Annotated in this window: 22 protein-coding genes; 10 read left to right on the top strand and 12 right to left on the bottom strand. The window is 43.6% G+C overall.

Annotation, left to right across the window (positions count from 1 at the left end):
• Nucleotides 1–112 precede the first annotated feature (112 nt).
• The 5 genes from BIW15_RS16440 to BIW15_RS16420 all read right to left on the bottom strand — a co-directional run bounded on the left by BIW15_RS16440 (nucleotide 113) and on the right by BIW15_RS16420 (nucleotide 7,089).
• Nucleotides 113–781, bottom strand: a complete 669-nt coding sequence (locus BIW15_RS16440; protein WP_017448256.1) for an energy-coupling factor ABC transporter permease — start codon at nucleotides 779–781, stop codon at nucleotides 113–115.
• A gap of 160 nt (nucleotides 782–941) precedes the next feature.
• Entirely contained in the window at nucleotides 942–1,682 is a 741-nt protein-coding gene (pflA, locus tag BIW15_RS16435; RefSeq protein WP_005456250.1) for a pyruvate formate lyase 1-activating protein, read from the bottom strand.
• A gap of 146 nt (nucleotides 1,683–1,828) precedes the next feature.
• On the bottom strand, nucleotides 1,829–2,806 hold the full coding sequence (locus BIW15_RS16430) for a lipid A deacylase LpxR family protein (protein ID WP_005481800.1): 978 nt from the start codon (nucleotides 2,804–2,806) through the stop codon (nucleotides 1,829–1,831).
• Nucleotides 2,807–2,958: 152 nt separating this feature from the next.
• Nucleotides 2,959–5,235, bottom strand: a complete 2,277-nt coding sequence (gene pflB / locus BIW15_RS16425; protein WP_005456189.1) for a formate C-acetyltransferase — start codon at nucleotides 5,233–5,235, stop codon at nucleotides 2,959–2,961.
• Nucleotides 5,236–5,541: 306 nt separating this feature from the next.
• Nucleotides 5,542–7,089 carry a DUF3360 family protein gene (locus BIW15_RS16420; RefSeq protein ID WP_005456280.1) on the bottom strand — a complete coding sequence of 516 codons (1,548 nt, stop codon included), beginning with the start codon at nucleotides 7,087–7,089 and terminating at the stop codon, nucleotides 5,542–5,544.
• Between the two features lie 456 nt (nucleotides 7,090–7,545).
• On the opposite strand from BIW15_RS16420, the gene BIW15_RS16415 reads away from it, so the two are divergent.
• The 6 genes from BIW15_RS16415 to BIW15_RS16390 all read left to right on the top strand — a co-directional run bounded on the left by BIW15_RS16415 (nucleotide 7,546) and on the right by BIW15_RS16390 (nucleotide 15,235).
• Entirely contained in the window at nucleotides 7,546–9,006 is a 1,461-nt protein-coding gene (locus BIW15_RS16415) for a flagellar sheath protein A (protein WP_005481901.1), read from the top strand.
• Between the two features lie 234 nt (nucleotides 9,007–9,240).
• A complete protein-coding gene (locus tag BIW15_RS16410) occupies nucleotides 9,241–10,011 on the top strand; it encodes an ABC transporter ATP-binding protein (protein ID WP_005456207.1) in 771 nt (256 codons plus the stop codon).
• An 83-nt stretch (nucleotides 10,012–10,094) separates the two neighbouring features.
• Entirely contained in the window at nucleotides 10,095–10,865 is a 771-nt protein-coding gene (locus tag BIW15_RS16405; protein ID WP_005456273.1) for an ABC transporter substrate-binding protein, read from the top strand.
• 81 nt (nucleotides 10,866–10,946) lie between these two features.
• On the top strand, nucleotides 10,947–11,687 hold the full coding sequence (locus BIW15_RS16400; protein ID WP_005456256.1) for an ABC transporter permease: 741 nt from the start codon (nucleotides 10,947–10,949) through the stop codon (nucleotides 11,685–11,687).
• A 3-nt stretch (nucleotides 11,688–11,690) separates the two neighbouring features.
• Nucleotides 11,691–12,368, top strand: a complete 678-nt coding sequence (locus BIW15_RS16395) for an ABC transporter permease (protein ID WP_005456275.1) — start codon at nucleotides 11,691–11,693, stop codon at nucleotides 12,366–12,368.
• A 146-nt stretch (nucleotides 12,369–12,514) separates the two neighbouring features.
• Nucleotides 12,515–15,235 (top strand): ImpA family metalloprotease, encoded by a 2,721-nt coding sequence (locus tag BIW15_RS16390; RefSeq protein ID WP_077281301.1) that lies wholly within the window; start codon nucleotides 12,515–12,517, stop codon nucleotides 15,233–15,235.
• A 97-nt stretch (nucleotides 15,236–15,332) separates the two neighbouring features.
• On the opposite strand, the gene xthA is transcribed toward BIW15_RS16390, so the two are convergent.
• The 5 genes from xthA to dinG all read right to left on the bottom strand — a co-directional run bounded on the left by xthA (nucleotide 15,333) and on the right by dinG (nucleotide 19,811).
• Nucleotides 15,333–16,139 (bottom strand): exodeoxyribonuclease III, encoded by an 807-nt coding sequence (xthA, locus tag BIW15_RS16385; protein ID WP_025569878.1) that lies wholly within the window; start codon nucleotides 16,137–16,139, stop codon nucleotides 15,333–15,335.
• A 90-nt stretch (nucleotides 16,140–16,229) separates the two neighbouring features.
• A complete protein-coding gene (rsmS, locus tag BIW15_RS16380) occupies nucleotides 16,230–16,394 on the bottom strand; it encodes a pleiotropic regulatory protein RsmS (RefSeq protein ID WP_005456217.1) in 165 nt (54 codons plus the stop codon).
• Nucleotides 16,394–16,939 (bottom strand): primosomal replication protein, encoded by a 546-nt coding sequence (locus BIW15_RS16375; protein WP_005456195.1) that lies wholly within the window; start codon nucleotides 16,937–16,939, stop codon nucleotides 16,394–16,396. The genes rsmS and BIW15_RS16375 overlap by 1 nt, the downstream gene beginning before the upstream one ends.
• Nucleotides 16,936–17,721, bottom strand: a complete 786-nt coding sequence (locus BIW15_RS16370) for a TSUP family transporter (protein ID WP_005456200.1) — start codon at nucleotides 17,719–17,721, stop codon at nucleotides 16,936–16,938. The genes BIW15_RS16375 and BIW15_RS16370 overlap by 4 nt, the downstream gene beginning before the upstream one ends.
• A 14-nt stretch (nucleotides 17,722–17,735) precedes the next feature.
• Complete coding sequence (gene dinG, locus BIW15_RS16365) at nucleotides 17,736–19,811, bottom strand: ATP-dependent DNA helicase DinG (RefSeq protein ID WP_077281300.1); 2,076 nt, start codon at nucleotides 19,809–19,811, stop codon at nucleotides 17,736–17,738.
• A 515-nt stretch (nucleotides 19,812–20,326) separates the two neighbouring features.
• On the opposite strand from dinG, the gene BIW15_RS16360 reads away from it, so the two are divergent.
• The gene (locus tag BIW15_RS16360) at nucleotides 20,327–21,310 is read left to right on the top strand and encodes a porin (RefSeq protein ID WP_005489161.1); all 984 of its coding nucleotides are present in this window, start codon (nucleotides 20,327–20,329) and stop codon (nucleotides 21,308–21,310) included.
• A 259-nt stretch (nucleotides 21,311–21,569) separates the two neighbouring features.
• A complete protein-coding gene (locus tag BIW15_RS16355) occupies nucleotides 21,570–22,223 on the top strand; it encodes a DUF2057 domain-containing protein (RefSeq protein ID WP_005456209.1) in 654 nt (217 codons plus the stop codon).
• A 98-nt stretch (nucleotides 22,224–22,321) separates the two neighbouring features.
• Here the strand turns inward: BIW15_RS16355 and BIW15_RS16350 are convergent, their stop codons facing one another.
• On the bottom strand, nucleotides 22,322–23,020 hold the full coding sequence (locus BIW15_RS16350) for a pseudouridine synthase (protein WP_077281299.1): 699 nt from the start codon (nucleotides 23,018–23,020) through the stop codon (nucleotides 22,322–22,324).
• A 311-nt stretch (nucleotides 23,021–23,331) separates the two neighbouring features.
• Here BIW15_RS16350 and BIW15_RS16345 point away from each other — a divergent pair, with 311 nt between their 5' ends.
• The gene (locus tag BIW15_RS16345; protein ID WP_077281298.1) at nucleotides 23,332–25,560 is read left to right on the top strand and encodes an NADP-dependent isocitrate dehydrogenase; all 2,229 of its coding nucleotides are present in this window, start codon (nucleotides 23,332–23,334) and stop codon (nucleotides 25,558–25,560) included.
• Nucleotides 25,561–25,690: 130 nt separating this feature from the next.
• Here BIW15_RS16345 and cspD read toward each other — a convergent pair whose 3' ends face one another.
• Complete coding sequence (cspD, locus tag BIW15_RS16340) at nucleotides 25,691–25,909, bottom strand: cold shock domain-containing protein CspD (RefSeq protein WP_005456215.1); 219 nt, start codon at nucleotides 25,907–25,909, stop codon at nucleotides 25,691–25,693.
• A 699-nt stretch (nucleotides 25,910–26,608) separates the two neighbouring features.
• On the opposite strand from cspD, the gene clpS reads away from it, so the two are divergent.
• Nucleotides 26,609–26,929 (top strand): ATP-dependent Clp protease adapter ClpS, encoded by a 321-nt coding sequence (clpS, locus tag BIW15_RS16335; RefSeq protein ID WP_005456259.1) that lies wholly within the window; start codon nucleotides 26,609–26,611, stop codon nucleotides 26,927–26,929.
• Nucleotides 26,930–26,969 lie beyond the last annotated feature (40 nt).

Raw genomic sequence — 26,969 nt, 5'->3', positions numbered from 1 at the left:
GGTTAACGCTTCAGACAAGGGTGAAACATGATCTCAACACATATTTAATATGAAAAAATGGCAAGAATTGTCGAATTCAGCCACGGCGTGATACACGATATAAGAAGAATATCTACTTTTTGTGATAGTGGTTGTATATGTAATCTCGGTCCGAAAACACTCTTAACCACTCTGGCTTGAAGACGGTTAATACTGCCAGTGACATCCCGTTAAGTAACCCTTCGGGGAACGCAAGCAATGGGACAAAAATAAAGTAGTTGTGTTGAATGGTTTCCCAATCGTAGTGGCCAACCAACAAATGATAAAACGAGTTAAATACTAAGTGTAAACTGCCTGTGAGTGCGCCATTAAAAAAGCCAGCGACAAAAATAAACACAAAGATGTTGCGGGGTAAATAATGGTAACTAAGCAAAAAGACTAAGTAGCTGATTAATATTGGAACGAGCGCCGATAGCACAAGAGAGCTCGGGAGCAAGATAAACGAAATATCGTGTATCCAGTGGTAGGCGATCATCGCAGGAATGCTGAGCAAAAAAGCCATTCTCCAACCGTACATCATGGTAAGTGTCGTCAACGCGAGAAAGTGTATTTGTAACCCTTCTTTTACTCCTGCTTGAGCAGACCAAAGAACCGTAATGAGGAAGAAAGAGGCAAACACGATATGTTGAAATGCTTTCTCTTGTTCAAGTTTAGGCCAAACTACTTTTCTCCAATCGGGTATGCAAAAAGCAACGACAACCCAAGTGACGATGATGAGTGAGCCTACGTTAAACCAGTCCATGAACTCTTTTCCTACAATGCGTTTGTTACTTTTACGTTAATCCTTTTGTTTGGGCGCTATTTTACACGCCTTGGTGATTTATATAATGAATTTGGCAGTGTTACATACAAAAATGCCAGCTAAATGCTGGCATTTCTAGAACGTTAAGTTTCTTATTTGCTTAGTATTTCACGTTAGAGTGGTACTGAGACAAGATGGATTGAATTTCATCCATTGTCTCTTTTGAAGGAGGATTCACGCCTTCAAGAGGGTACTCTAAACCAAGAGCTTCCCATTTATGTGCACCGAGTTTGTGATATGGGAGCAGTTCAACTTTCTCGATGTTGTCCATATCTTTAATGAATTCACCCAGCATGTGCGCCGCCTCTGGATCATCGGTGTAACCCGGCACAACTACGTAGCGAATCCATGTTTTTTGACCAATTTTGTGCAAGTAACGAGCAAAGTCTAACGTACGTCGATTCGACACACCGATAAAGTCTTGGTGAATTTCATCTTTCATATGTTTGATATCTAGCATCACCAAATCAGTCGCGTCCAATACTTCGTCGATCACTTCTGTGTGTTTACGAATGTAGCCATTGGTATCTAGACATGTGTGGATGCCTTCTGCGTGAGCCGCACGGAAAAAGTCGCGAACAAATTCTGGTTGAAGCATGGCTTCGCCACCAGAACAAGTGATACCACCACCTGATGCATTCATGAAATGACGGTAGCTTTTCGCTTCGGCAATGATTTCTTCAACAGTAACTTCTTTACCATCATGCGTGTCCCAAGTATCGCGGTTATGGCAATACTTACAGCGCATTAAACAACCTTGCAAGAAGACGATAAAACGAATACCAGGTCCGTCTACGGTACCGCATGATTCAAATGAGTGAATACGACCAGTTGTTGACATCTTTTGCTCTCATTACTAATAAATTCTTGCTGTTATTTTATTACAAAAAGCAGGGTTAAAACAGCCTTGTGGGTGGCTAAGGCAGCGTAATGTGACCAAAGAAAACGGCCAATGACGCGTTCATTGGCCTGAGAGATAAATACTATTTAAAAGAAAGCAAAGACTGAGAAAGAACCAGTACCGTAAACGTCAGTTTGTGATTCTTCGTAATCAGGTGTTTTCACCGTAAAGGTTAGGCTCGCGCCGTAATTCTGGTTATACCAAGTTGCACCTGCAACGGCACTTGCTTGCCAGTTTTCTAGAGTCACATCATAAGGTTCTGATGAGCCTGGAATACCTGAGCGATCGCCTTCAATGGTGATATCGTTGAAACGGTATCGACCTTCAAATCCTGTAAAGACAAACCAACTAGAGGTATTTTTCGCAAGCATACTGGCAGAGAAAGGGCTTTCTACACTGATGTTTGCCGCGCCAATACTATTGGCTAGATTCGTGCCCCAGCGGAACATGACTCCTTGTGATACATCGCTGCGGAAGTTGCCTGCGTTAATGTCATTCACATTAGTGATTTCCCATTGCGTCTTCTGGCCCTCACTGCGCATGAGTTTATTGAAAGCTCGGTAACCAACGCTAAAGGCAATTTCATCGTCGATTTGGTAATCCCAGCCTTGAGGATCGGTTGAACCAGTGATGCCGTGAACAATTTCCTGCGCTTTTTCTGATAGAGAACTTTCACCTGTCGCACCAATGGTGAAGTTATAGCGAACGGCTTGATCGGCGGTTAGAGATAGGTAGTTGATTTCAGTGTGTAGGTAACCAGCGTATGGACGGTCATTGGCAAGAGGGTAGTCTGCTTCAATATCACTTGGAGTCCACATCTTGTGGCCAAGTACTACCTCGATCTTATCGACATTGGATTGGTCTGCATTTTCTAAGCTGAACCATTTCCATTCGCTTTCTTTTTTTAGTTTCTCGGTTGCGTAAGAGAAGAATATACCGTTGGTGTAATCTTGGTCGACACCAAAAATGCCATCGTTATCAAGAGTAAAGGATACTGTGGATTTGGTGGATGCCAGAGCAACTGGCGATAAAAGGGTAAGGAAAATTAATTTACTGAGTTTCATATACTGCATTTACTAACTTTTTTTGCATCATACGTAAGAATTCAATCAAAATCTTCCGTAATGTCACAACTTTAGTTCAAGAAACAAAAAAAGGCTGATGCTTTGCAGCATCAGCCTTTGTTGTATCACTAAAACGTTATCTCGCTATAGTCTTATAGAGACTCAGTGAATGTACGTGCGATTACGTCAGCTTGTTGCTCTGCAGTTAGAGAGTTGAAGCGAACAGCGTAACCAGATACACGAATTGTTAGCTGAGGGTATTTCTCTGGGTGCTTAACTGCGTCTTCTAGAGTTTCGCGGTTAAGAACGTTCACGTTTAGGTGTTGACCACCTTCGATACCAGCTTCGTGGTGGAAGTAACCATCCATCAGACCAGCAAGGTTAGCGCGTTGTGAACCCTCATCTTTACCTAGTGCGTTAGGTACGATAGAGAATGTGTAAGAGATACCATCTTGTGCGTCAGCAAACGGCAGTTTAGCAACTGAAGTTAGTGATGCTACAGCACCTTTCTCATCGCGACCGTGCATTGGGTTTGCACCTGGAGCAAATGGAGCACCAGCACGACGACCGTCAGGTGTGTTACCAGTTTTCTTACCGTATACCACGTTTGAAGTGATAGTAAGAATTGACTGAGTAGGGATTGCATCACGGTAAGTCTTAAGCTTACGGATTTTGCCCATAAATACAGAAACAAGTTCACATGCGATGTCATCAACGCGTGGGTCGTTGTTACCAAATTTAGGGTAATCGCCTTCGATTTCGAAGTCGATTGCTAGACCGTCTTCATCACGGATAGGTTTAACAGTTGCGTATTTAATTGCAGACAGAGAGTCAGCAGCAACAGATAGACCAGCAATACCACAAGCCATAGTACGTTTAACGTCACGGTCGTGCAGAGCCATTAGTGCAGCTTCGTAGCTGTACTTGTCGTGCATGAAGTGGATTGCGTTTAGTGCAGTCACGTACTGCTTCGCTAGCCAATCCATGAAGTGGTCCATTTTTTCCCACAACTCGTCATAGCTTAGTACGTCGCCTTCGATCTTAGGCATTTTCGGACCAACTTGGATTTTTAGCTTCTCATCCACACCACCGTTGATAGTGTAAAGCATAGTTTTCGCAAGGTTAGCACGAGCGCCGAAGAACTGCATTTGCTTACCAACAACCATTGGAGATACACAACATGCGATTGCGTAGTCGTCAGAGTTCATGTCTGGACGCATTAGGTCGTCGTTTTCGTACTGGATTGAAGAAGTGTCGATAGATACTTTCGCACAGAACTTCTTGAAGCCTTCAGGTAGTTGCTCAGACCAAAGTACAGTGATGTTTGGCTCTGGAGAAGGACCCATTGTGTATAGTGAGTTTAGGAAACGGAAGTTAGTACGAGTAACTAGCGTACGACCGTCAAGACCCATACCACCCATAGACTCAGTTGCCCAGATTGGGTCGCCAGAGAATAGGTCATCGTACTCAGGAGTACGTAGGAAACGAACCATACGTAGTTTCATTACGAAGTGGTCGATCATTTCCTGAGCTTGTTCTTCAGTAAGCTTACCAGCAGCGATATCACGCTCGATGAACACGTCTAGGAACGTAGAAGTACGACCTAGAGACATTGCAGCACCGTTTTGAGACTTAACAGCTGCTAGGTAGCCGAAGTAAGTCCATTGGATAGCTTCTTGTGCAGTTTCAGCAGGGCGAGAGATGTCACAACCGTATTTCGCAGCCATAACTTTCATTTGGCCAAGTGCACGGTGTTGTTCAGCGATCTCTTCGCGAAGCTGCATAGTCATTTGAAGATCTTCACCGTTCTCAAAACGCTCTTGCAGAGATTTGAATTGAGCCAGTTTGTCCTTCATTAGGAAGTCGATACCGTATAGAGCAACACGGCGGTAGTCACCGATGATACGGCCACGACCGTAAGCATCTGGAAGACCAGTTAGAACACCAGATTTACGACAAGCTAGGATTTCTGGAGTGTAGATGTCGAAAACACCAGCGTTGTGAGTTTTACGGTATTCTGTAAAGATTTTTTTAACTTGTGGGTCTAGTTCGCGGTCGTATGCTTTGCACGAACCTTCAACCATGCGGATACCACCGTTAGGGATGATAGCGCGTTTTAGAGGAGCGTCAGTTTGAAGACCAACGATAGTCTCAAGATCTTTCTCGATGTAGCCTGCATCGTGAGCAGTGATGGTAGAGATGATAGAAGTATCGAAATCAACAGGAGCGTGAGTTGAGTTCTCTTGCTTGATACCTTCCATTACCTTAGCCCAAAGCTTGTTAGTTGCTTCAGTACCTTCAGAAACTAGGAAAGATTCGTCGCCTTCGTACGGAGTGTAGTTCTTTTGAATGAAATCACGAACGTTTACTTCGTTTTGCCAGTCACCTGCAACAAAACCTTCCCAAGCTTTAGCAAATTGCTCTGCCATGACATACCTACCTTTTTAGTAGAAAAAAATTACGTACTGCTTCGCCGTTGAGCCAGCTATCCCCAAAATCTGAGGGGGAACAGTACACTCTTTTGAATAACAATATTTATAGTCTTAAATTTAAAAAATTGGGTCACAAAACTATAAATATTGTCACTATCTTTAATGACACTCTTTTTAAGAGACAACTAGAGGTTAAACTAAAATTTTTTTGCAAACCTTAAACTAAATCAATAAATCCTCAAAAATCTCGATAAAAATGGGGTAGCGACAAGCGCTACCCACACGTTTTTTGAACAATTAACCTTACAGCCAAGCTTTGATGCCATACTGGCCTTCTAGCATACCAACTGCAAGCATAGCGACCAAACAGATAACAAGTACACCTACTGGGATCACAATCTTGTCTACGAATGACAGGCGAGCTGCACGCTCTTTGTCACCAATTAGACCGTTGTTATCAAGTAGCATTGTTAATGCCCATGCTAGTACAGGGTTAACGACGGCAGAACCGAAAATACAGATACCCGCTGCTTGAGAGTCTTTAGAGTCTTTCACCATTTGCATACCTGCTTCAAGTAGAGGTAGAGATACACCTACAAGAAGAGCGACACGCATTACTGGTGGCCATACTGCGATGTCCATTGGGAAGCCAAGGATCGCGATGATCATCACCAGAAGACCAAGAAGGATAGCACCGCCAGGAATTGGACGTTTTGCAATCGCTGCTGGGATCATGTAAGTCCCCCAAGATGAAGTGATGTTACCACCACCTACCGCTGTACCTACCATCTGACGGATAGAACACATAGTCATTGTGTCATCAACGTCCATTAGTACTTTTTCAGTCTTTTTAGGGTAGTTAAGTTCTTGGAAAATACGATGACCTAAGAAGTCAGGAGACCACATTGCTACTGCTAGGATTGCAAAAGGCAGTGACGCGATGAAGTGTTCCATATTAGGAAGACCGAGCATCCAACCTTCTTCAGTGCTGCCCCACCAGTAAACAGGGTTTAGATTCGGTAGACCAGTTTCAGTGACGAATTTGATGTCAAAACCAGCACCTAGCACTAGAGCGATAATAAGGCCTGTGAAAGCACACACTGGAATCGCAAGCCAACGTTTGTTCACTTTTGCAAGGAAAGCGTATAGTGCGATAGTCACTGCAAGCACGATCAGACCCACGTAACCCATGCTGCCAGCTTCAACAGTTGAAGATTGTAGGCCAACTGCCCATTCTTGAATCGAGTTGATTTGGCTCATGGTCCCCGTCAAGCCCAAGAAAATGAGCAAGCCACCAGCTGTACCCTCTGAGGTGAGGTTCACCAGTTTAGAACCGCCTTTCAAGAAGCTAAGTAGAAGACCGAATACACCAATAAGAATTGCCAATGCAAGAGGGTGAGCACCAGCGAGAGCGATGGTACCAATAAGAGGAATCATTGGACCGTGGTTACCTGCCAAGTTGGCTTTCGGGTTGATAAAGCCAGAAGCAAGCACACAGAAAAGTAGTGCAGGGATTAGCATTTCTACACGCGCAACTTCAATGGCAAAATCTTTGCCTAAGTTAACGTGGTCCCATGCTGCAGTAAGGCCTTCAGCCCAAGACATCATTACCGCAGAGTACATTGCGATAATGCCGATAGTACCAGCAAGTGCTGGAACAAGGTCTTCAAGCTCAAAGCGGAAGTCACGACCTGGCAAGTTTAAGCCGAAACGACGCGGCTTCATGATTTGTAGTTCGTGGTCTAGGTAGTCTGAACGGCTCGCGAACTCAGATGATGGACGATGAAGCTCACGGTAGCTTTTGGTCTCGATATCTGAATCAGAGTGCGCTTTGTTAACTGCGTCTGACATAGATTCCTCATATATTTAAAAGTTATGAATTATTCATTCAAGTGTGTTATTCCGCATCCTGCGGCACGTCCTATGCTAGCTATTATTAGATTTGTTACACGTCGACGTCGTGCCTAAGCATAGCTAATAACTTGTTGTGTTGAGGCACAAAAAATTCCTCATCTTTTGGCTGGAGTCTAGCAAGATAGCCATTTAGGGTGATTGATTTAGATCACTTTAAGAATAGATGTGAAATAAAACTACAGAAAGTGTCTGGTATGCGAATGAGATGGTTATTTAGTGTGTAATTTCATTACACAAGTTGCATAAAATTAGAGTTTATTGCCCTGCATCGCATGGGGCACCCTTAAATGATCAATATTCACGATGTTTATATAAAGCTGGCTTTATTCTTGCTTTGTACCGAGCAACGACGATTTTTTGGCTAATCATTGCCGCTCAGTTTAGGAAGAAGACATGAAACAGCTTAAAGTACTGCCACTTGTGGCAATTATCTCAGGTTTAATGGTCGGTTGTGGCGGCGGTGGCGGTGGCGGCGGTGGCGGCGGTACACCTCAAACTGCATTTAACTTCACTTTTGTTGCGCCAAAGACACAAGCGCTTTCAAGTAACGGTACTTGTACGATTTACGATCGCTTTGAGTCAAACAACATTGAGCAAGTATTGAATTACCATAAGTTGGGTGGTGTTTTAGACACTCAGTTAACAGCTTATTACTCTGATGCATCGGGTAACCGCGTTGGTGATTTGGTAACAGCAAGCAATGACAAATTGACGATTATTCTGCAAACGATTCCAGATGGCGGTAGTGTTACTGTTCAAGAGGTGAATGGCACTATTATTAACGCGATTACCTTTTCAAAAGATCTTTTGGAATCTGAGTCCTCTTTGAGAAACGTATACCTATCTGCAGATGCGAACGTAAGTAATACGAGCTGTCTGACGGGAAATAACGATTCAAAAGTCAATAAGACGAACTTGGACTACAAGACTGCGGAAGATGCTTCAGGCAATCCATATTCGACGTTCTACTTTGATTCCCAGCTAGAAACTGTAACGGCGAACGAATCGCGCTTTACCAAGGGTGAAAGTTTACCAGCGGTTAGTACCGAAAAAACGATGGTAGCTCAATACCGCACTGCTTCACGCTCTTCCTTGTACCAATATGGTTTTGAAGACTGGACGGATGGACGCATGGTCTTTGCAGGAACACCTTCGATGCCTATGGTCAGTACGTCGGGTATCAATTTTTCTAAGATAGATATTGATACAATCTACAAAAACTTTTCTTATCGTTTAGCTGAAGTGCCAAAGACAAGTGCGTTTTATCACCCTGATGCATTGAAAGGCGATGTTTGGACATTCAGTGTAGAAGGCACGATTGCAACGCCTGGATGGACAGCTGCATACACAGACAAAGTTTCTGAAAACTGGAGCATTGTTGTTGATGACCGCTCTCTATTTTCAGTAACGGATACCCAGAACACGAAGCCAGGTGTATCAAACAGTGTTGTTGATCTAACTGACAGTATTGGTTTAGGCCAAGAAAACGGGTTACAACGCGTGAGCTATCAGCAAGGTACGATGGTTGGTGCAACGCCATACGTTGTTCGCCATTCAGTTTACTCGTTGATCGAAGGAAGTATCGTCGTTCCTGACTTAGATTACTCTAGTGTTCCTTCTGGTGCTCGAAGTGATTTAGTTATCTCCAATAACTCGTTAATTACTCAGAGCTATGTGTTTACCGATGAAAAAGCAGACGTTAAAGCTGCTGATTTTCTCACTGCTTTTGCCAATGGTGATGGCGCTGATACGACAAAAGATGTACTCGGTATCGTAATGAATGAGAAACAAGTTAGAGATACGATGAATCGCATTGCTCAAACTAAGACGCTGATGTTAGAGAGAAGCAATTAACACTTTTGTAAATTTATTTAGCCCCTCACTTGAGGGGCTTTTTTGTGGCCTATATTCACGAATAAAAGAATATGTTGCTATATATTGCATATTCATTTGTCTATCGTATCTATCTATTCGATTTATTTAGGTTAATAATTTGTTGCAACTTCCTGGGGGTGGTGCTAATTTGTTCCGAAATAGAGAGGGCGGAGTCCCTTAATTGCAGTGACAAAAACACAGGGAGTAGAGCGCATGAATGATGTACCAGCGCTAGATATAAAAGACCTGCACAAAACATTTGGACAGAATGAAGTCCTGAAAGGCATTTCACTTGCCGCTCACAAAGGGGATGTTATCTCCATCATTGGCTCTTCCGGTTCTGGCAAGAGTACTTTTCTTAGATGTATTAACTTACTAGAAACACCGACCGCTGGTGAAATTTGGGTAAACGGCGAGCTTATTCAAATGAAAAACAACCGCGCGGGTGAATCTGTACCTGCCAACGAAAAACAAGTTCAGCGTATTCGTTCGCGTTTAGCTATGGTTTTTCAGGGGTTTAACCTTTGGTCTCATCTTACCGTTCTTGAAAACGTTATCGAAGCACCTGTCCACGTTCTTGGAGTGCCGAAAGCTCAAGCAATTGAAAATGCAGAGTTGTTACTGAAAAAAGTCGGCCTTTACGAGCGTAAAGATTATTACCCAGGTCATTTATCTGGTGGTCAGCAACAGCGTGCTGCGATTGCTCGTGCCCTTGCCGTAGATCCAGAAGTTATGCTGTTTGACGAGCCTACCTCTGCGCTTGACCCTGAGCTTGTTGGGGAAGTGCTAGGGGTAATGAGAGATTTGGCAGATGAAGGGCGAACCATGTTGGTGGTGACGCACGAAATGGCGTTTGCTCGTGACGTCTCAAATCATGTGATGTTCTTGCATCAAGGCTTAGTGGAAGAACAGGGAGATCCAGCTAAGCTATTTACTAACCCGGATTCGCAACGATTACAGCAGTTTATCTCATCTATCTACTAATATTCATTAGGCGGCAGAGTTTTGCCTCCTAAGTAAGCACAACGAACAAAACCAAATAAAATAGCAATCACAGGAGTATGGAAATGAAAAAGTGGTTATTGGCAGCAACTCTTGCTGCAACGGCAGTGTCTGGTGTTGCTCAAGCGAAAGAATGGAAAACAGTTCGCTTTGGCATTGAAGGCGCATACCCTCCATTTAGCTGGACAGAAACCGATGGTTCTCTAAAAGGCTTTGATGTTGATATGGCCAATGCGCTGTGTGAAGAAATGCAAGTGAAGTGTCAGATCGTTGCACAAGATTGGGATGGCATTATTCCTTCTCTATTGGCTCGTAAATACGATGCGATCATCGCGGCAATGTCGATTACCGAAGAACGTAAGAAGAAAGTGGATTTCACGGGCAAATACGCACTGATCCCAAATAAGTTCATTGCTAAGAAAGGTGCAAACCTAGACTTTGCTAATCTAGATGGTCAAAAAATCGCAGTTCAACGTGCGACCACTCACGATAAATATCTAACTGATAACTACGGTGACAAAGTTGAAATTGTACGTTACGGCTCTTTTGACGAAGCGTACCTAGACCTTGCGAACGGCCGTGTTGCTGCAGTTTTGGGCGATGCATCTGCTCTAGAGGAAGGTGTATTGAACAAGGCTGGTGGTGATGCGTACGAATTTGTTGGCCCATCTTTGACTGATGCGAAATGGTTCGGTGAAGGTTTCGGTATCGCTGTACGTAAACAAGATAAAGATCTAACGAAGAAACTTGATGCGGCAATCTTGTCACTGCGTGATAAAGGTATTTACCAAGAAATTGCTGGCAAGTACTTTAACTACGATGTTTACGGCGAATAAGCGGTAATTAAGCGGCCGTTGGCTTGTTCCTAGAAGTAGTCAACGGTCGATTTTTTGAGTTTAGGGATTAGGAACTCACCTATGCTGGATTTACAAGGATATGAAGCCTCCATTTTTAAAGGGGCTTTGGTAACCATCGAAGTAGCAGTTCTGTCACTACTGCTTGCGGTGATATTGGGAATGCTTGGCGCGCTTGCTAAGCTCGCACCCTACAAATGGGCAAGAGCAATTGCCACACTTTACACCACCATTATTCGCGGCATTCCAGACTTAGTTCTGATGATGTTGATTTTCTTTGGTGGGCAAATACTTTTAAACAATAGCCTCTATTCCATCAACGAAACGCTCAATGAATGGTTTGCATCTAGCGACCCAAATCATGAGTGGACTTCTTACTTACCTGACTACATTGATGTGAGCCCGTTTATTGCCGGTGTGCTGACAATTGGTTTTATCTTTGGAGCTTACATGGCGGAAACTTTCCGTGGTGCGATCATGGCCGTCGATAAAGGTGAGTTGGAAGCAGCAAAAGCTTATGGCATGAGCCCAGTGTTGTCGTTCAGAAGAATCCTTCTTCCTCAGATGATTCGCCATGCACTACCGGGATTTGGTAACAACTGGCTGGTATTGTTAAAAACCACCGCGCTTGTCTCCATCATCGGGCTTGAAGATATGGTGAGAATGAGCTCTCTGGCGGCTGGTACAACAAAAATGCCGTTCACGTTCTACATGGCCGTTGCACTGATTTTCCTTTTCTTCACCAGTATTTCGACGGGGTTGTTAAAACTCGTTGAACGCAAATTCAGTATTCATGCGAGGTAAGTAATGGATTTTTCGTTGATTATTGAAAGCTTCCCTGTTTACTTTCAAGGGCTTTGGACGACCGTTTGGCTGGTGGGCATTTCATTGGTGATTGGCTTGTGCGTCTCCGTTCCACTCGCCATTGCAAGAAACAGTACCAACTACGCTTTGAGCCTTCCTTCTTGGGGATTCATTTACTTTTTCCGAGGAACGCCACTGCTTGTTCAGTTGTATCTGATTTACTATGGCATGGATCAGTTTTTCCCAGTGAAAGATACCTTATGGGAACACGCGTGGTTTTGTGCTCTGGTTGCGTTTGTACTAAACACATCAGCGTATACGGCAGAGATCATTCGTGGTGCGATTAACGGTCTGCCGAAAGGCGAAGTGGAAGCCGCAAAAGCGTATGGCATGAGTAAATTTATGACTTACAAACGCATCATCTTGCCAAGTGCGTTGCGCCGAGCACTACCTGCTTATTCTAATGAAGTGATTTTCATGCTTCACGGCAGTGCGGTTGCAGGGATCGTAACCATCGTGGACTTAACTGGTGCAGCGCGCTTAGTTAACTCTCGTTATTACGCACCATTTGAGTCGTTCTTGACGGCTGGACTTTTCTATATGTCGCTTACGTTTATCATTCTTTGGTGCTTTAAACGCGCGGAAAAACGTTTCTTAGCGTACCTGCGTCCTCTGAGCTAAATCATGTATTTAAGTAATGGTACCTACGGGTACCATTCTATTTTTGATACCTTCATTCATACTTTTCTTATTTATCAACAAGACTATTTCGCTCCCTTGTTCGCTTACATTACACTTCGGCAAAACCCTTGTTTAATAAGTGAAATATGAAAAAAACAATTATATCGTTGGGTCTTGCCGCTGTTGCCACCGGATGCGGTGGTGGAGAGAGCAAGTCACAATCAAACAGTCAAGTCACACCAACTCCAGTTCCTGTTCAACAAGCGCTAGAAACGGGCAATGCCCTGTTAGTTTCTGACCCAAATGACTTCATTCGTGAAAGCCGTCAAGTTGTTGAGGCGCACAAGAAACAGTCGAATGCGATCAAATCTGCGATAGCAAAAAATCTTTCGGGTCTTTACTGGGATCCGACGCATGATGCCGCGATTTTTGCTCCTACCTATGGATTCAACGACACCATCTTGATGACCAATAAAGCGATGGCGAGTGGCTACAAAGACCAAGCGTTGTCGATTGGTATTGCTGGTGAGCAAACTAATGGCCAGCGTTATGCTGTTTTAGGCAGTAACCCATTTCGAACCGCACAACGTTTTCCTGATTCTTCTAATGCGGCAATGACTCAATGGTTAAAAAACCTCGTTACTTGGTTGTCAGGTGGAGCTACTTCAAACGTCGTCATCGCGCAAATGGATCAGTCTTATTACTTTCCTGATGAGCAAGCGACGCGCAGTTGGTTAAATAACAATATTTCACCAGACCTGACATTTAATGAAGCTAACCTGTGCGACGGTTCAAAACTACTTAGCTGCTTGAAAGCCGATAAGCCAAACCTGTTGATTCTGTCACAACATTTGCTGTCAGGAGATACCAATCAACAGGTATTAGATGCGCTGGCTTATGCCGAGCAAGCTAAAATTCCGGTTTTGTATCTGCATTGGGACGGTGGGCTGACCGATCTTGGCCGAGACATTTTGGCAAAATTCCATGTTGACTACGTGGGGGACAACTATTGGCGTAAGTTAGGTTTGGTCGATTGGGCACCTTCATCACTGATGAACTTTGTGCCAGATTCTGTCATCACGCAACAAGCGTTGTTATCCCGTTTCGAAACTCAAAACTTCAATGTTGATTTTTCCCAATGTGATGATAAATCATGCCCAGAAGCAGCGAACATGGACAGTCAGTTTTACGACGCTGCCAACAGCATTCGCCAATGGCTGAAATCACTTGATGAGCAAAAAATCTCGTTGTTTGAACAAGATGGTTATCAATACGAAAAGCTGATGGTGTTATTGGCGGATCATTATCGTCAAACGGCCTCTTTTCCAATGGATAAGCAGTCTACGGGGACGACTGAATTTTTGAAATCGTACTTCGCGGACTACGTTCAATACAACAGTCGTCGCATCAACCCAAAACAACCAAATATGGGAAACTTCAGCCGCAGTGAATTTGGGGCCGATGTAAAGAGAATTGATACTACGGTGAATATGGAGTCTAAACGCAACTTCCGTTCGGCAGGAGTGTATGCGCTGCCAGGTGAGACTTTCACGGTAACGCGTAAAGACAACAATGATGTGACCACAAAAATTGTCATCAATAGCTTAAGAAGTGGAGCGACTCATGAGTTCAGTAAAGACGGTTATACTCGACCTAAACTGCTGACTTCATTTGCTTACGAAGTTAAAGCGGGTGAAACCATCACGCTGACTTCTCCTTATGGCGGCCCAGTACAGGTTCACTTTGAGAAAAATGATATTCCGGTTGAACTGAGATTTAACCATGTGGCACAGCATCCTGTATGGAGAAGTGAGAAGGACAACGACACCTTTATTCAGCAGCTAGAAGCCAATTTGTTTGATTGGGCCGAGCTGATCACCCCTGGGTTTGAAGTGCACTCAAAGCGTGACAAGATGTTAGAGTCGGTCAACGATGAAATGTGGTCTACCCCTGCGGAAATGGCGCTTGCAACGGAAGAATATGTTCATAACTACCCGCATGTTCTGGCTGGTTTCCAAGGGCCGGGTATAGACGAAGTACCTGAAATTATTCAATACGCTCAAAACCAAGGCTGGGAAATTGCCAATATTGATATGGTTAAGCACATGAATGCTGACCAAGCCACTTGTGGCTATGGCTGCTCTGGTAACCCGTACGATGCTTATTGGGCCTTCAGTCCTTTAGGTCACGGTGATTTGCATGAGCTAGGCCACGGTTTAGAGAAAGGACGATTCCGATTCGCTGGTTGGGAAGGGCATTCGACGACCAACTACTACTCCTACTACAGCAAGTCTCGTTTCTTCCAAAATACGGGTAAGGAATCAACCTGCCAAAGCTTGGATTTCAAAGGTCAGTTTGAACTGTTGCAAACCAGTCGAACACAAAGCGATCCAAATGCTTATATGGCGGAGCAAAACCAAACGGGTTGGAGCTGGGGTGCTCGCGTTTACATTCAAATGATGATGGCAACTCAGCACGAAGGTGTGCTTAAAAATGGTTGGCATTTACTGGCGCGACTTCATCTTATTGAGCGTGAGTTTAATCGTTTGAAAGCAGATGAGGCACTGTGGAATGCGAAACAATCAAGCATTGGCTTCTCGATGTATACCAAAGATGAAGCGAACAGCATCTCAAACAATGACTGGTTGCTCATTGCCCTAAGTTACGTGGCTCAGCGAGATATGACTAACTATCTCGACATGTGGGGATTCTCGTTCTCAGAAAAAGCGAAGCAACAAGTTGTTGCGTTGAATCTGACGCCGATGCCTCTCACTTACTTTGCAAGTAGCAATACTGGCTACTGTCTGAACGAATTCGCTCAAACGCCAGTAAGTATTGATGGTCAAACGGTTTGGCCGCTGAACTAGCTGAGTAGAAAATAACGTGCATGAAAAAGGGAGACTGAGTCTCCCTTTTTACTAGATTTACCTTAGCGTTGAGTCACGGCTATTGCTTTGTAAAGTATTACTTGAATGTCGACCAGATTGGCGCATGGTCTGAAGGCTTCTCAATACCGCGTAATTCATAATCGATACCCGATTCAATACATTTTTGCGCGAGAGAAGGGGTCGCCAAAATCACATCAATTCGTAGACCTCGGTTGTCATCAAAGCCGCGAGAGCGGTAGTCAAACCACGAGAAGCGATCGTTCACTTCTGGGTAAAGCTTACGGAAGGTATCTTCAAAGCCCCAATTTAACAACGTTTGTAGCCATTCACGTTCTTCTGGTTGGAAAGAGCATTTACCCGTTTTCAACCAACGCTTACGGTTTGGTTCTCCGATACCGATATCTGAATCGATAGGGCTGATGTTGATATCACCCATAACAATCAACTGTTCATCGTTGCTGTGATGATCGTTTAGATACGTCATTAGATCTTTGTAGAACTGGCGCTTGTATGGGAATTTCGTTTCGTGGTTAATGTTGTCCCCTTGAGGGAAGTAGCCATTAAGCACCGTTACTTTTTCACCATTTTCGTTTTCAAACGTCGCCATGATCATGCGCTTTTGGTGTTCTTCGTTATCCGTTGGAAAACCTTTTTGTACGCGGATTGGCTCTTGCTTACAAAGCATCGCTACGCCGTAATGCGCCTTCTGGCCATGAAAATACACTTTGTAACCCATGGCTTCGACATCTTCAATCGGGAACGCTTCATCATGCACTTTAATCTCTTGAAGACCAATAACGTCAGGCTGGTGTTTATCGATTAGCGCTTGGAGTTGGTGCAGTCGAGCACGTAGTCCATTGATGTTAAAGCTGATTACTTTCATTATTTATCCTTTTGAGGGCGTATTTTTCTAGAATGGTATCATTCTGAAAGCGTAGTGAAAATGAATCTCAATAAAAGAAAAAAGCGCGTTTTACTGCGCTTTCAATTTGTTTTCTAAATCTGTTTGTACGATCTTCAATGCTTTAATCGCAACTTCTGGATCAATCTCGTTGGTTTCAAGCAAGTAGATCAAATCAACGGCCAGCTTGATCTCTTCTGGTGCATCATCAAGAGGAGAGGTTGGTTGGTCTGCCATTATTGGTGCTTTTCCCTATGTGTAATTTGATTTTCTAGTTTAAGAAGCGCCGCCTCGCAACGAGCTAAACGTTGCTCTGTCGCCAGCAATACTTTCTGAGCTTCAGCTCGCATAAAACTAGGTGCAGTTTCCACTGCGCGTTCCTTTTCTAACACCATTTCTCGCAAGCGTCTTGCCCATTCTTGGTGCTGCGCGAGCTCTTGATAAAGCACGTTAATTGGTTTGCGAAAGTGGCTGCTATGCTTGATTTCATTCTTACGAATTTTGGTGGTAGAAATCTCTCGCTGAATTGCGCCAATTTGCGCTACGAGTCGTTCGGTGAGGTACTCCGCGCGCAAAGCGGTGAGCTTATTTTCGTTTTGCTCTCGGATAATTGCGTCCAGTGTCGATTTCGCTTCTTTTACGCAAGGGGTCAGTAAGCGAGAACGGCAGCTAAATAAACGTTCATCAAACAACGGAACGTGATGCTCTCCTCGTTGGCGATCCAATGTCGCGGCTTGATTCGCCATGTGTTCTAAACTTTGCGAAAGTTGTTCGATGTTCATGATAAACCTACAAACCAAGCGTCATAAGCTAGCTTAATCGCCAATACGCTCACGACCGTGACAAAAACGGGACGAATGAACTTAGAGCCGAATCGAATTGCAGAATGCGCACCAACAAATGCCCCAGCCATTAAACACACACCCATTGTTAAGCCTAGCACCCAGTTAATATGACCTAAAATAGCGAAAGTAATAAGTGAGGTAAAATTACTGGTGAAGTTCATTGCTTTGGCTAAACCAGAGGCGAGCAATATATTGAGACGGTACAGCGCCATAGAACTTACAGTCCAAAACGCGCCTGTTCCTGGACCGGCTAATCCATCGTAAAAACCAATCGACAAACCTTGCAGGTACTGTTTTTTATGCAGCTTTGGGCAAGGCTCTGGTATTGGGCTTTGATGAGGTGAATGTGGCGTTTTATGGAATACGGTATACAGCGCAGCGGCTAATATAATAAGAGGCAAGACTTTTTCTAGCCAATCCGTACTGATGGCATCGACAAAGAGCGTGCCCAATGTTGCGCCGACAAGCGTTGCTGCAAACGCGCGCCCCCAACACTGAGGTTTGAACAAGCGTTTTTTGTAGTAAGTGAATGCGGCAGTTGACGATGCAAAGGTAGCAGCCAACTTGTTCGTCCCCAAAGCAATGTGAGGAGGAAGCCCCAAAGACAGCAAAGCAGGGACGGTTAGCATCCCTCCACCACCTGCGACTGCGTCAATAAATCCAGCAACAAAAGCGACTAGCGCCAACACCAACAGCATTGTCGGCTCTATCATTTCCATAAATTCTTATTCTTCTAATATTCTATTTTTCGTTTAAATGGCGGCAGTGAGTCGATAAGTGCTTGCCCGTAGCGTTTGGTTACGAGGCGTCGATCCAGAATGGTCACTCTACCAGAATCTCGTTCTTTGCGCAGTAGGCGGCCCACGCTCTGGATCAGCTTTTTGCTCGCATCAGGTACAGTGATTTGCATAAACGGGTTGCCGCCTTTCTTTTCTATGTATTCTGAATGCGCTTGTTCTACTGGAGAGGTAGGAACACCAAATGGAATTTTGGTGATCACTAAGTTTTCCAGTAACTCTCCTGGCAAATCGAGTCCTTCCGAAAAGCTTCCTGTACCAAAGAGAACGCTGGTTTTGTTTGTTTCTACAAGCTTTTTATGTTTTTTTAGAATTTCTTGACGAGAACTTTCGCCTTGTACTTGCAAAGCCCAGCCTCGTTTTATGAACTCTGAAGACAGCGCCTCTGCGACTTGGTTCATCTGCCAGTAAGAGGAGAATAATACCAAGTTGGCCTTTTTGTCTTCTAAGTACTTAGGCAAGATCTCAATAAGATATTCAGTAAACTGAGGTGCCGATGGTTCGTACTTCATTGCAGGTATGAGTAACTCAGCTTGGTTTTGATAATCAAAAGGCGAAGCGAGTGCCAAAAACTGAGTCCCAGATTCTGGCTTGCCATCAATGCCTACTTGATGGCAAAAATAGTGGAAAGAGTTCAACGCTCGCATTGTTGCTGAAACTAATACGGCACCAATACAACGACTCCAAATCTGTTGGTCTAGCTGCCATCCGATCTCAAGAGGGGAGACGCTCACAATAAAATCGCCTTCACGATCGGGGTGAGTTTCTAGCCATCTCGCTAAAGGCGCTCCTTTTTCTCGTGTTGGCTCTGCCATTAAATGCCAAACTTGAGCGAGGTTCTCTAGTCGTTGAATATAGAAACCTAGTTCAGCGAGCGCAGGCTCGGCCAATCTTGCCGCGAGTTCGCCATCTTTGACTCTTTCTGCGATAAGATCGGCGATTTTCGCGACGCTTTGGTTTGCTTTCTTGCTGAACTGTTTTAGCTCTTTAGATTGGTTTTCTAGCCAAGTAGGCAGCTCGCCATGTTCAAAGCGGTAGATGCCTTCTTCAAACTGAGCTGGATCGAACTGCTTAGTCAACTGAGTGAGCGCAGGTATTAAGTTTTGCACGGAGTCTTGCAAGTCATTGCGGAATCGAACTACACGTTTCTCATCAGCCAGTGATGAAAATTTACTGATTGACTGATTCAGCTTCTCTAGCCACGCTGCTGCGCCTCTTAAACTTGCGGATGCTGAAGCGTGATCACGGGCGACGTGAGGCAGGTGGTGAGCTTCGTCAAAGACATAAATCGTATTTTCTGGCTCTGGTAAGATTACGCCACCACCTAAGTCAGCATCAGCCATAACGAGAGAGTGATTCGCGATGATCACGTCATTTTTATCTAACTCAGAACGCGCCTTTTGAAACGGGCACCCTCTGTGACCTGGCAAACTGTTATTGCAGCTGTGTTTGTCGCTGACAATCAATTGCCAGATGCGGTCGTCTATAGGTTTAGGCCAAGCGTCGCGGTCACCATCCCATTTCCCTTGAGCGAGTGAGCGATACATGGTTTCCAGTAATTCAATGTCTTTTTTCTTTGGCTTGGTCTCAAACATCGCTAGTTGACCGCCATCCACACCACTGGCTGTTGCGAGCTTTTCTGCGCAGCAGTAGCGCTGCCTACCTTTGGCAAGAATGAAAGAGAATTCTCTGTCTGTAATACGACGGAATAGAGGAAGGTCTTTATTCACTAGCTGTTCTTGAAGCGCGACGGTTGCCGTTGAGATAACGACTTTGCGGTTGTTATGCACGGCAACTGGTATAGCGGCCATCAAATAAGAAAGTGACTTACCGATCCCTGTGCCTGCTTCTGCTACCAGTATTCGATTGGACTTATGATATTGACCACAAAGCGTCTTTGCGATTTCAGCGACAAGATAGTTTTGAGCTCGTCTTGGTACAAAGTTATCGAGTTGGGCTTGTAGGTTTTGATAGCTATTGCGAATCGATTTTTGAATGTTACTGGTCAGCATACGGGCCTCAAATGCGTTGGAGCCGAATAGTAGCACACATCACTAGTTGTACAGTAGTTCACAAAACGGAATGCTTTTGTAAGGAATCTAGATCTTCTTCACAAAAAAATATTGAACTCCATATCAATGCAAATAATTTCATTATATGAAAAATATAAAACTTCAAAAATGCAGACTTGTCAGGGTTTTGTTCTGTTTTTTGTGTTACAAAGTCTGTTTTTTAGGTTGAAATTTTGATTATTAATAGGATGATAAATTGAGGAAAATCAAGCCGATAGTTTAGATGTTCATCGAACAAATTAAATAAAGTAATCCAAGTTATTGTTATTATTGGTTATTTTTATTTTTTGATATTTGTATTTAGAAAATTTGACAGGCAGAATAATCTTTTGCAATCTAGTGCCCAGATTTTGTAGGTCATGCATTGTTACGAATCGATAACAAGTGGCCTCAAAAATATAAAAAAGGGAATTCGGAAAGGATATCCCAAACTAAGAAAAGGCAGTGGATTAATTATGAAAAAGACTCTAGTAGCTCTTGCAGTAGCAGGCATCTCTACGTCTGCACTAGCAGCAGGCAACATCTACGACAACGGTACGACTTCTTTCAACCTTAAAGGTGAGATTGATACTTACGTTAGTACTGTAGAAGGCAAAGAAAACGGCAAAACTGTAGTTAAACGTGACGTAGACGTTGACCTTTGGGCTAAAATCCAAATCGACGCAGAACACAAACTAAACGAAGACGTAAAAGTATTCGGTTCATTTGAACTAGAAAACGGTGAATTCTTCGATAAAGATAACAGCTCTGATCACGCTCGTGTACGTACAGACGATCTTTACTTCGGTGCTTACTTCGGTGACAACTGGGGTGTAGCTTTCGGTGAAGTTGGTGACTTCGGTGACTCTCTAGACGCAATCACTATCGACAACACTAACGAAGGTCTTGGTTACGTTGATGATTTCGTAAAATCAAAAGAAAGTGCAGGTCACGCTGTTTCAGTTAAAGGTAGCTTCGACAAGCTAACAGTTATCGCTGATGCATACCTAGATCAAGACGAGAAAATCGATACTGCATTCGGTCTATCTGCGCAATACGCAATCAACGATATGTTCACAGTTGGTGCTTCTTACCAAGATCAAGAGAACCGTGATGCTGCAGGTACTGATTACCAAGTAATGGGTGCGGCTGTTCGTTTCAACATGGACAACTTCTCTGCTGCAGTAAACTACGTTGCTGAAGAGCTAAACAAAGCGGATCAAGATACTTGGTCTGCAGTCGCTGCTTACAAAATGAACGAGGCGCGCGTTTACACTTCATTCGGTTTCACTGAGTACGAAGGCGACCACGACCAGTCTTACTACACGTTTGGTGCTGACTACGCTGTAACTGGTAACGTTCTAACGTTCATTGAATACACTTCAAGCGAAAACGACGAGAAAAACGTTTCTAAGAAAGAAGCTGACCTAGTTGTTGCTGGTGTTTACTACACGTTCTAATAATAGAACTTAAGTAGATATAGTAAAGGTCGCATTTATTGCGGCCTTTTTTATATTAAAGCGTCTAGACCACTCAGTAGCTATTAAACATAGGTCAAGCGGGTATAGAGTTTCGAGGCAAGAGTGCGCTTACCAATTATCTACAGCGAGTTGTGGTGAAATGATTGGCTTTTTATTAATGATTTCCTCAAACTGTGATTAGTGGTAAGCGAGATTTAACTTTTTGATGTAATTAATCGATTTTTAAGGTTATTCGGATATGAGACTAAAAACTTGGATTGTAGCGTTTTTTCTTGGTCTGTTTGGTACAACAGCGAACGCTGACACAACACATAAAACTGATGTATCAGTAACTTTAAGTACCGCACAAGGTGTTCAAGTTCTGTTTGTAAATGGCGTTAGTACGGATGAATTGAGTACTCCGTATACTCTCATCGATGGCTCAAACCAAGTGGTTATTAAGGTAAACAAAGCTATTGGGCGTGGTGACAAGCGTACTCAAGTTTACTCTGCACCATACATTCTTGGTTTTAGTTCTGGCGCGGGTGAGCTTTACATTGATGCGCCATCTTTTAGAGATAAGCGTCAGGCAGATAAGCTGTTTGAACAAGATACAATGGACTGGAAAGTAAGCATCAATGATAAGTCTATTGATTACTCGCAATATAAGATGCCAGGTAAAAAAGGTGCTTTCCCATATTCAAACCTTGATGAGCAATTGGCAGAGTACAACGAACTTAACGGCGTCTATTTTTCTAATGGCAAGCGAGTCGAGTTATCTGAGCTTCAGGCAACGGGTACAGCTAAAGAGACTCACAGAGTGAATTCGCCACTGACAAAAGCAAAAATTGCTTATCTAGAAATGACTGACGAAGAACGTCAGGTATTCATGAAGTGGGTTTCTCAACAATAATTGTTATTAGTGACGATAAAAAATATAAAAAGCAGGCGATGGCCTGCTTTATGTTTTTTGATGTTGACTACTTTAAGGAATGTGCTGTTTTAAGATGGCTAGAGCTGAATCTCTTTCCATTGGCCAGGATGCAAGTCACCAAGAGTAATGTTGCCCATTGAATAACGTACTAAGCGTAAAGTTGGGAAACCGATATGAGCGGTCATGCGTCTTACTTGGCGGTTTCTACCTTCAATGATAGTGATTGCTAACCATGTCGTTGGAATATTTGCACGAAAACGAACTGGTGGGTTTCTCTCCCAAATCGTCGGAGCATCAATGACTTCTACTTTTGCGGGTAAGGTCATACCATCTTTTAATTCAACGCCTTTACGCAACTTCTCTAAATCTTGCTCTTGTGGGGCTCCATCCACCTGTACCCAATACGTTTTCGGCGACTTCGATTTCGGCTGAGTCAGCTTCGCTTGTAGGATACCATCATTGGTTAACACCATTAGACCTTCACTGTCTCTGTCTAGCCGACCTGCTGCGTATACGTCTTTGACTGGAATGTAGTCAGCCAATGTTTTCCGGCCGTCACCATCGGTAAATTGGCTCAGCGTATCGTAAGGCTTATTGAAAATAATGACTTTTCTATTTTGCAGGTCGACTCGAGGTTTATTGGCTTTGGCTGTGCGAGTAGGGTGGCGTCTTGTGGTTTGATCCTCTACACGGTTTGGTTTACCGGAACGTTTAAAATGGCCTGTTTTAGATTGGCTGGTACGACGCCCTTTTTCATGACCTGTGCGAGATGACATGTTAACTACCCTGCAAAAATGTAAATGAACTGTGTTTGAAAGTTTTAAGTTTTCTTAAGATCGGCTATCATTTGCGCGCCTAAAACTAACAAATGCGCACAGAATAATAGACTATTTCGTGTTATTTGTTTAATTATATCAGTGCACTCATGGATTCAGAGCCAAGAGCTTCAAACTACAAGAAAGAGTGCAAACCGCATGTGGCGTTAGCGAGGAGATACACACTACTAACGTGTAGCAATGCGTCAATTACACCAACTCAGACGCTGAGTTGATCAGCCAACAAGTTGATTCAAAAATAGGGAAATTTCATGCCTACAGAAAAACCTACCATTATCTACACCATCACTGATGAAGCACCGGCGCTAGCAACTTATTCATTACTACCAATCATTCAATCGTTTACTGCATCGTCTGGCATCAACGTAGATACTCGTGATATTTCACTAGCGGGTCGAATTATCGCTAACTTCCCAGAGCACTTAAAAGAAGAGCAACGCATTGGCGACGCGTTAACTGAGCTGGGCGAACTCGCACAAACACCAGAAGCAAATATCATCAAGTTGCCAAACATTTCGGCTTCTATTCCTCAGCTAAAAGCCGCAATCAAAGAGCTTCAAGCTAAAGGTTACGACCTACCAAACTACCCAGAAGAGCCAAGTACTTACGAAGAAAAAGCGATTAAATCGGCTTACGATAAGATTAAGGGCAGTGCGGTAAACCCAGTACTTCGTGAAGGCAACTCTGACCGTCGTGCGCCACTTTCTGTTAAGAACTATGCAAAGAAAAACCCACACTCAATGGGCGCATGGTCATCAGACTCTAAATCCCATGTATCAAGCATGGCGGGTGACGATTTCTTTGGTAGCGAGAAATCAACAACCATTTCTGGCGCAACAGAAGTAAAAATCGAGTTTGTTGGCGCAGATGGCTCTGTAAAAGAGCTAAAATCTGCTTTCCCACTGTTAGACAAAGAAGTTATTGATAGCTCTGTACTGAAGAAAAAAGCATTGGTTGAGTTCTTCGAAAAAGAAATCGCAGATGCGAAAGAGCAAGACGTACTGCTTTCTCTACACATGAAAGCGACGATGATGAAGGTTTCTGACCCGGTTATCTTCGGTCACGCTGTAAAAGTGTACTACAAAGACGTTTTTGCTAAATACGGTAAGTTATTCGAAGAGCTTGGCGTTGATGTAAATAATGGTCTTGGTGATGTTTACTCGAAAATCGAGTCACTACCAGCAGCACAGAAAGAAGAGATTGAAGCGGCAATTCAGGCGGTTTACCAAACTCAGCCTGAACTTGCGATGGTTGATTCGGATCGTGGCATCACGAACCTGCATGTCCCAAGCGACATCATTGTCGATGCATCTATGCCAGCAATGTTGCGTTCTTCTGGCCAAATGTGGGGTCCTGACGGTAAGCAAAAAGATACTAAAGCGATGATCCCAGATCGCTGCTATGCAGGTATCTACCAAGCAGTTATCGATTTCTGTAAAGAGCACGGCGCATTTGACCCGACAACAATGGGCAGCGTACCAAACGTGGGTTTGATGGCTCAAAAAGCAGAAGAGTACGGTTCTCACGATAAGACGTTTATCCTAGATGCAGCAGGTACAGTACGTGTTGTTGATGCTTCTGGCGCCGCAGTGCTGCTTGAACAGGCGGTAGAAGAGGGTGACATCTTCCGTATGTGTCAGGTAAAAGACGCGCCAATTCAAGATTGGGTGAAACTTGCAGTAACTCGCGCACGTGCGACAGGCGTTCCAGCTGTATTTTGGCTAGATGAAAACCGCGCACACGATGCAGAGCTTATTAAAAAGGTCAATGCATACCTGCCAGATCACGATACGACAGGCCTAGAAATTAAGATTCTTGCTCCAGTAGAAGCATGTAAATACTCATTAGAGCGAATGAAAGCTGGTCTAGATACTATTTCTGTAACGGGTAACGTACTTCGTGACTACCTAACAGACTTGTTCCCAATTTTGGAACTGGGTACATCCGCTAAAATGCTCTCAATCGTTCCGTTGATGAACGGCGGTGGCCTGTTTGAAACCGGTGCTGGTGGTTCTGCTCCAAAACACGTTCAACAAGTTGAGAAAGAAAACCACCTTCGTTGGGATTCTCTAGGCGAGTTCTTAGCATTAGCTGCTTCTCTAGAGCATTTAAGCTCAGTAACTGGCAATGCTAAAGCGCAAGTTCTAGCCGATACACTAGACAAAGCAACGGGTGAATTCCTAGACAAAAATAAATCGCCATCACGTAAAGTAGGTGAGTTGGATAACCGTGGTAGTCACTTCTACTTAGCACTGTACTGGGCGAAAGCATTGGCAGAGCAAACGGTGGATGCAGACTTAGCCACTGAATTTGCACCTATTGCAAAATCTCTTGCTGAGCAAGAAGAGAAGATTGTTGCAGAACTTAATAGTGCTCAAGGCGTGAAAGGTGAGCTAGGTGGTTACTACTTACTAGACGATGTTTTGGTGTCTAAATTGATGCGTCCAAGCGAAACGTTTAACGCAATCATCGACAAGTAATCTGCGGATGACACGTCGTGACCGGCGTGTTTTTCAGATAATAAGAAACCCGCTTAATTGGCGGGTTTATTTTTCTCTTCACAAAGGTTTAAGCTATGTGAGAGCAATGGTTTCTACGACAGCACTCAATTTACTTGGCTTGGGCTTCAATTGGCACAACGCTACTTGCGTGGCAACCCTTTGGACCTTTTTCAATCTCGTAAGAGACTTGTTGGCCTGCTTTCAGTGTACGATAACCGTCCATTTGGATAGTTGAGTAGTGGGCAAAGATGTCTCCTTCCTCTTCGTCTGAACAGATAAACCCAAATCCTTTGGCATTGTTAAACCACTTTACTGTACCTGTAGCCATGCTTATACATCCCTCATGCATTTTTTACTGATGTTGTTACAACAACCAAGTTATACCTTTAACTTGGTACTACTGTTAGCGACCGCTAACAAACGTCTCATTGATACAGAATCACATTCACCAAGTTGCTTAAATTCAAACTGATCCAGAATGAGGATTTATGCATCAATACTTTCCACTGTAGTCAATGAATCCATACAGTCAATAGTGTCGAGCAACAAACGGAAACATAATTGAAAACAAATCACTTTTGAGATTAACAATTTTGCAAACTGTTTTTTGGACGTACGCCGAAGTTTAGATATTTAGACCAAAAAGCGATGGGTTACGAAAAATCCATACTGTTGGTGTTGCTTATGATAGTGAAATCATCGGATTGAATAAAAAATGAAGTTTTCGTGATAAATAACCTTTTCTCAGTGAGGAAGTGTGATCTAACACAGAAATTAGCGTTGGTCAGATTCTGTTCGTTAGTGAGAAAAGAGAGTTATTTTTGAGTAAAAGTTCAGGGCTTATCGATAACCATCTTTTATTTGCGCGCCCGCGAGACGTGGATTAGTCTCTATATTAGGTAGCAACTTTTATCTATCAAAGTTCTAAATCGGTGCCACATCTCACTACACCGCACAGCATGCTTGTGGTAGATTGTTTTTATAGGTCGAAAACATCAACCCTTTGATACGATATCTTTAAATTGCCATGAGTAAAAATTTTGAATGGGTCACTCCGGACTCTGATCTTCTGGAGCGAGAAAGTACAAAAGTTCAGCCACCTAAGCTGTATAACGTTGTACTCAATAATGATGACTATACACCTATGGATTTCGTCATAGAGGTACTTGAGCGATTCTTTTCACATGATATTGATAAAGCAACACAAATCATGCTCAAAGTGCACTATGAAGGAAAGGCAGTCTGTGGAACTTACAGCGCAGAAATTGCCGAAACAAAAGTAGCGCAAGTTACGATGTACGCAAGGGAAAATGAACATCCGCTACTTTGTACTATGGAGCAAGCGTAGAAGAAGACTTGCTCGAACAACCCAAGTTGTTTTTTCGGGA

Source organism: Vibrio sp. SALL6 (assembly GCF_002002385.1).
In the GTDB taxonomy this organism is placed as follows: Bacteria; Pseudomonadota; Gammaproteobacteria; order Enterobacterales; family Vibrionaceae; genus Vibrio; species Vibrio parahaemolyticus.
Note: the sequence above shows the minus strand (reverse complement) of the source record. Positions and strands in the feature narration are given on the sequence as shown.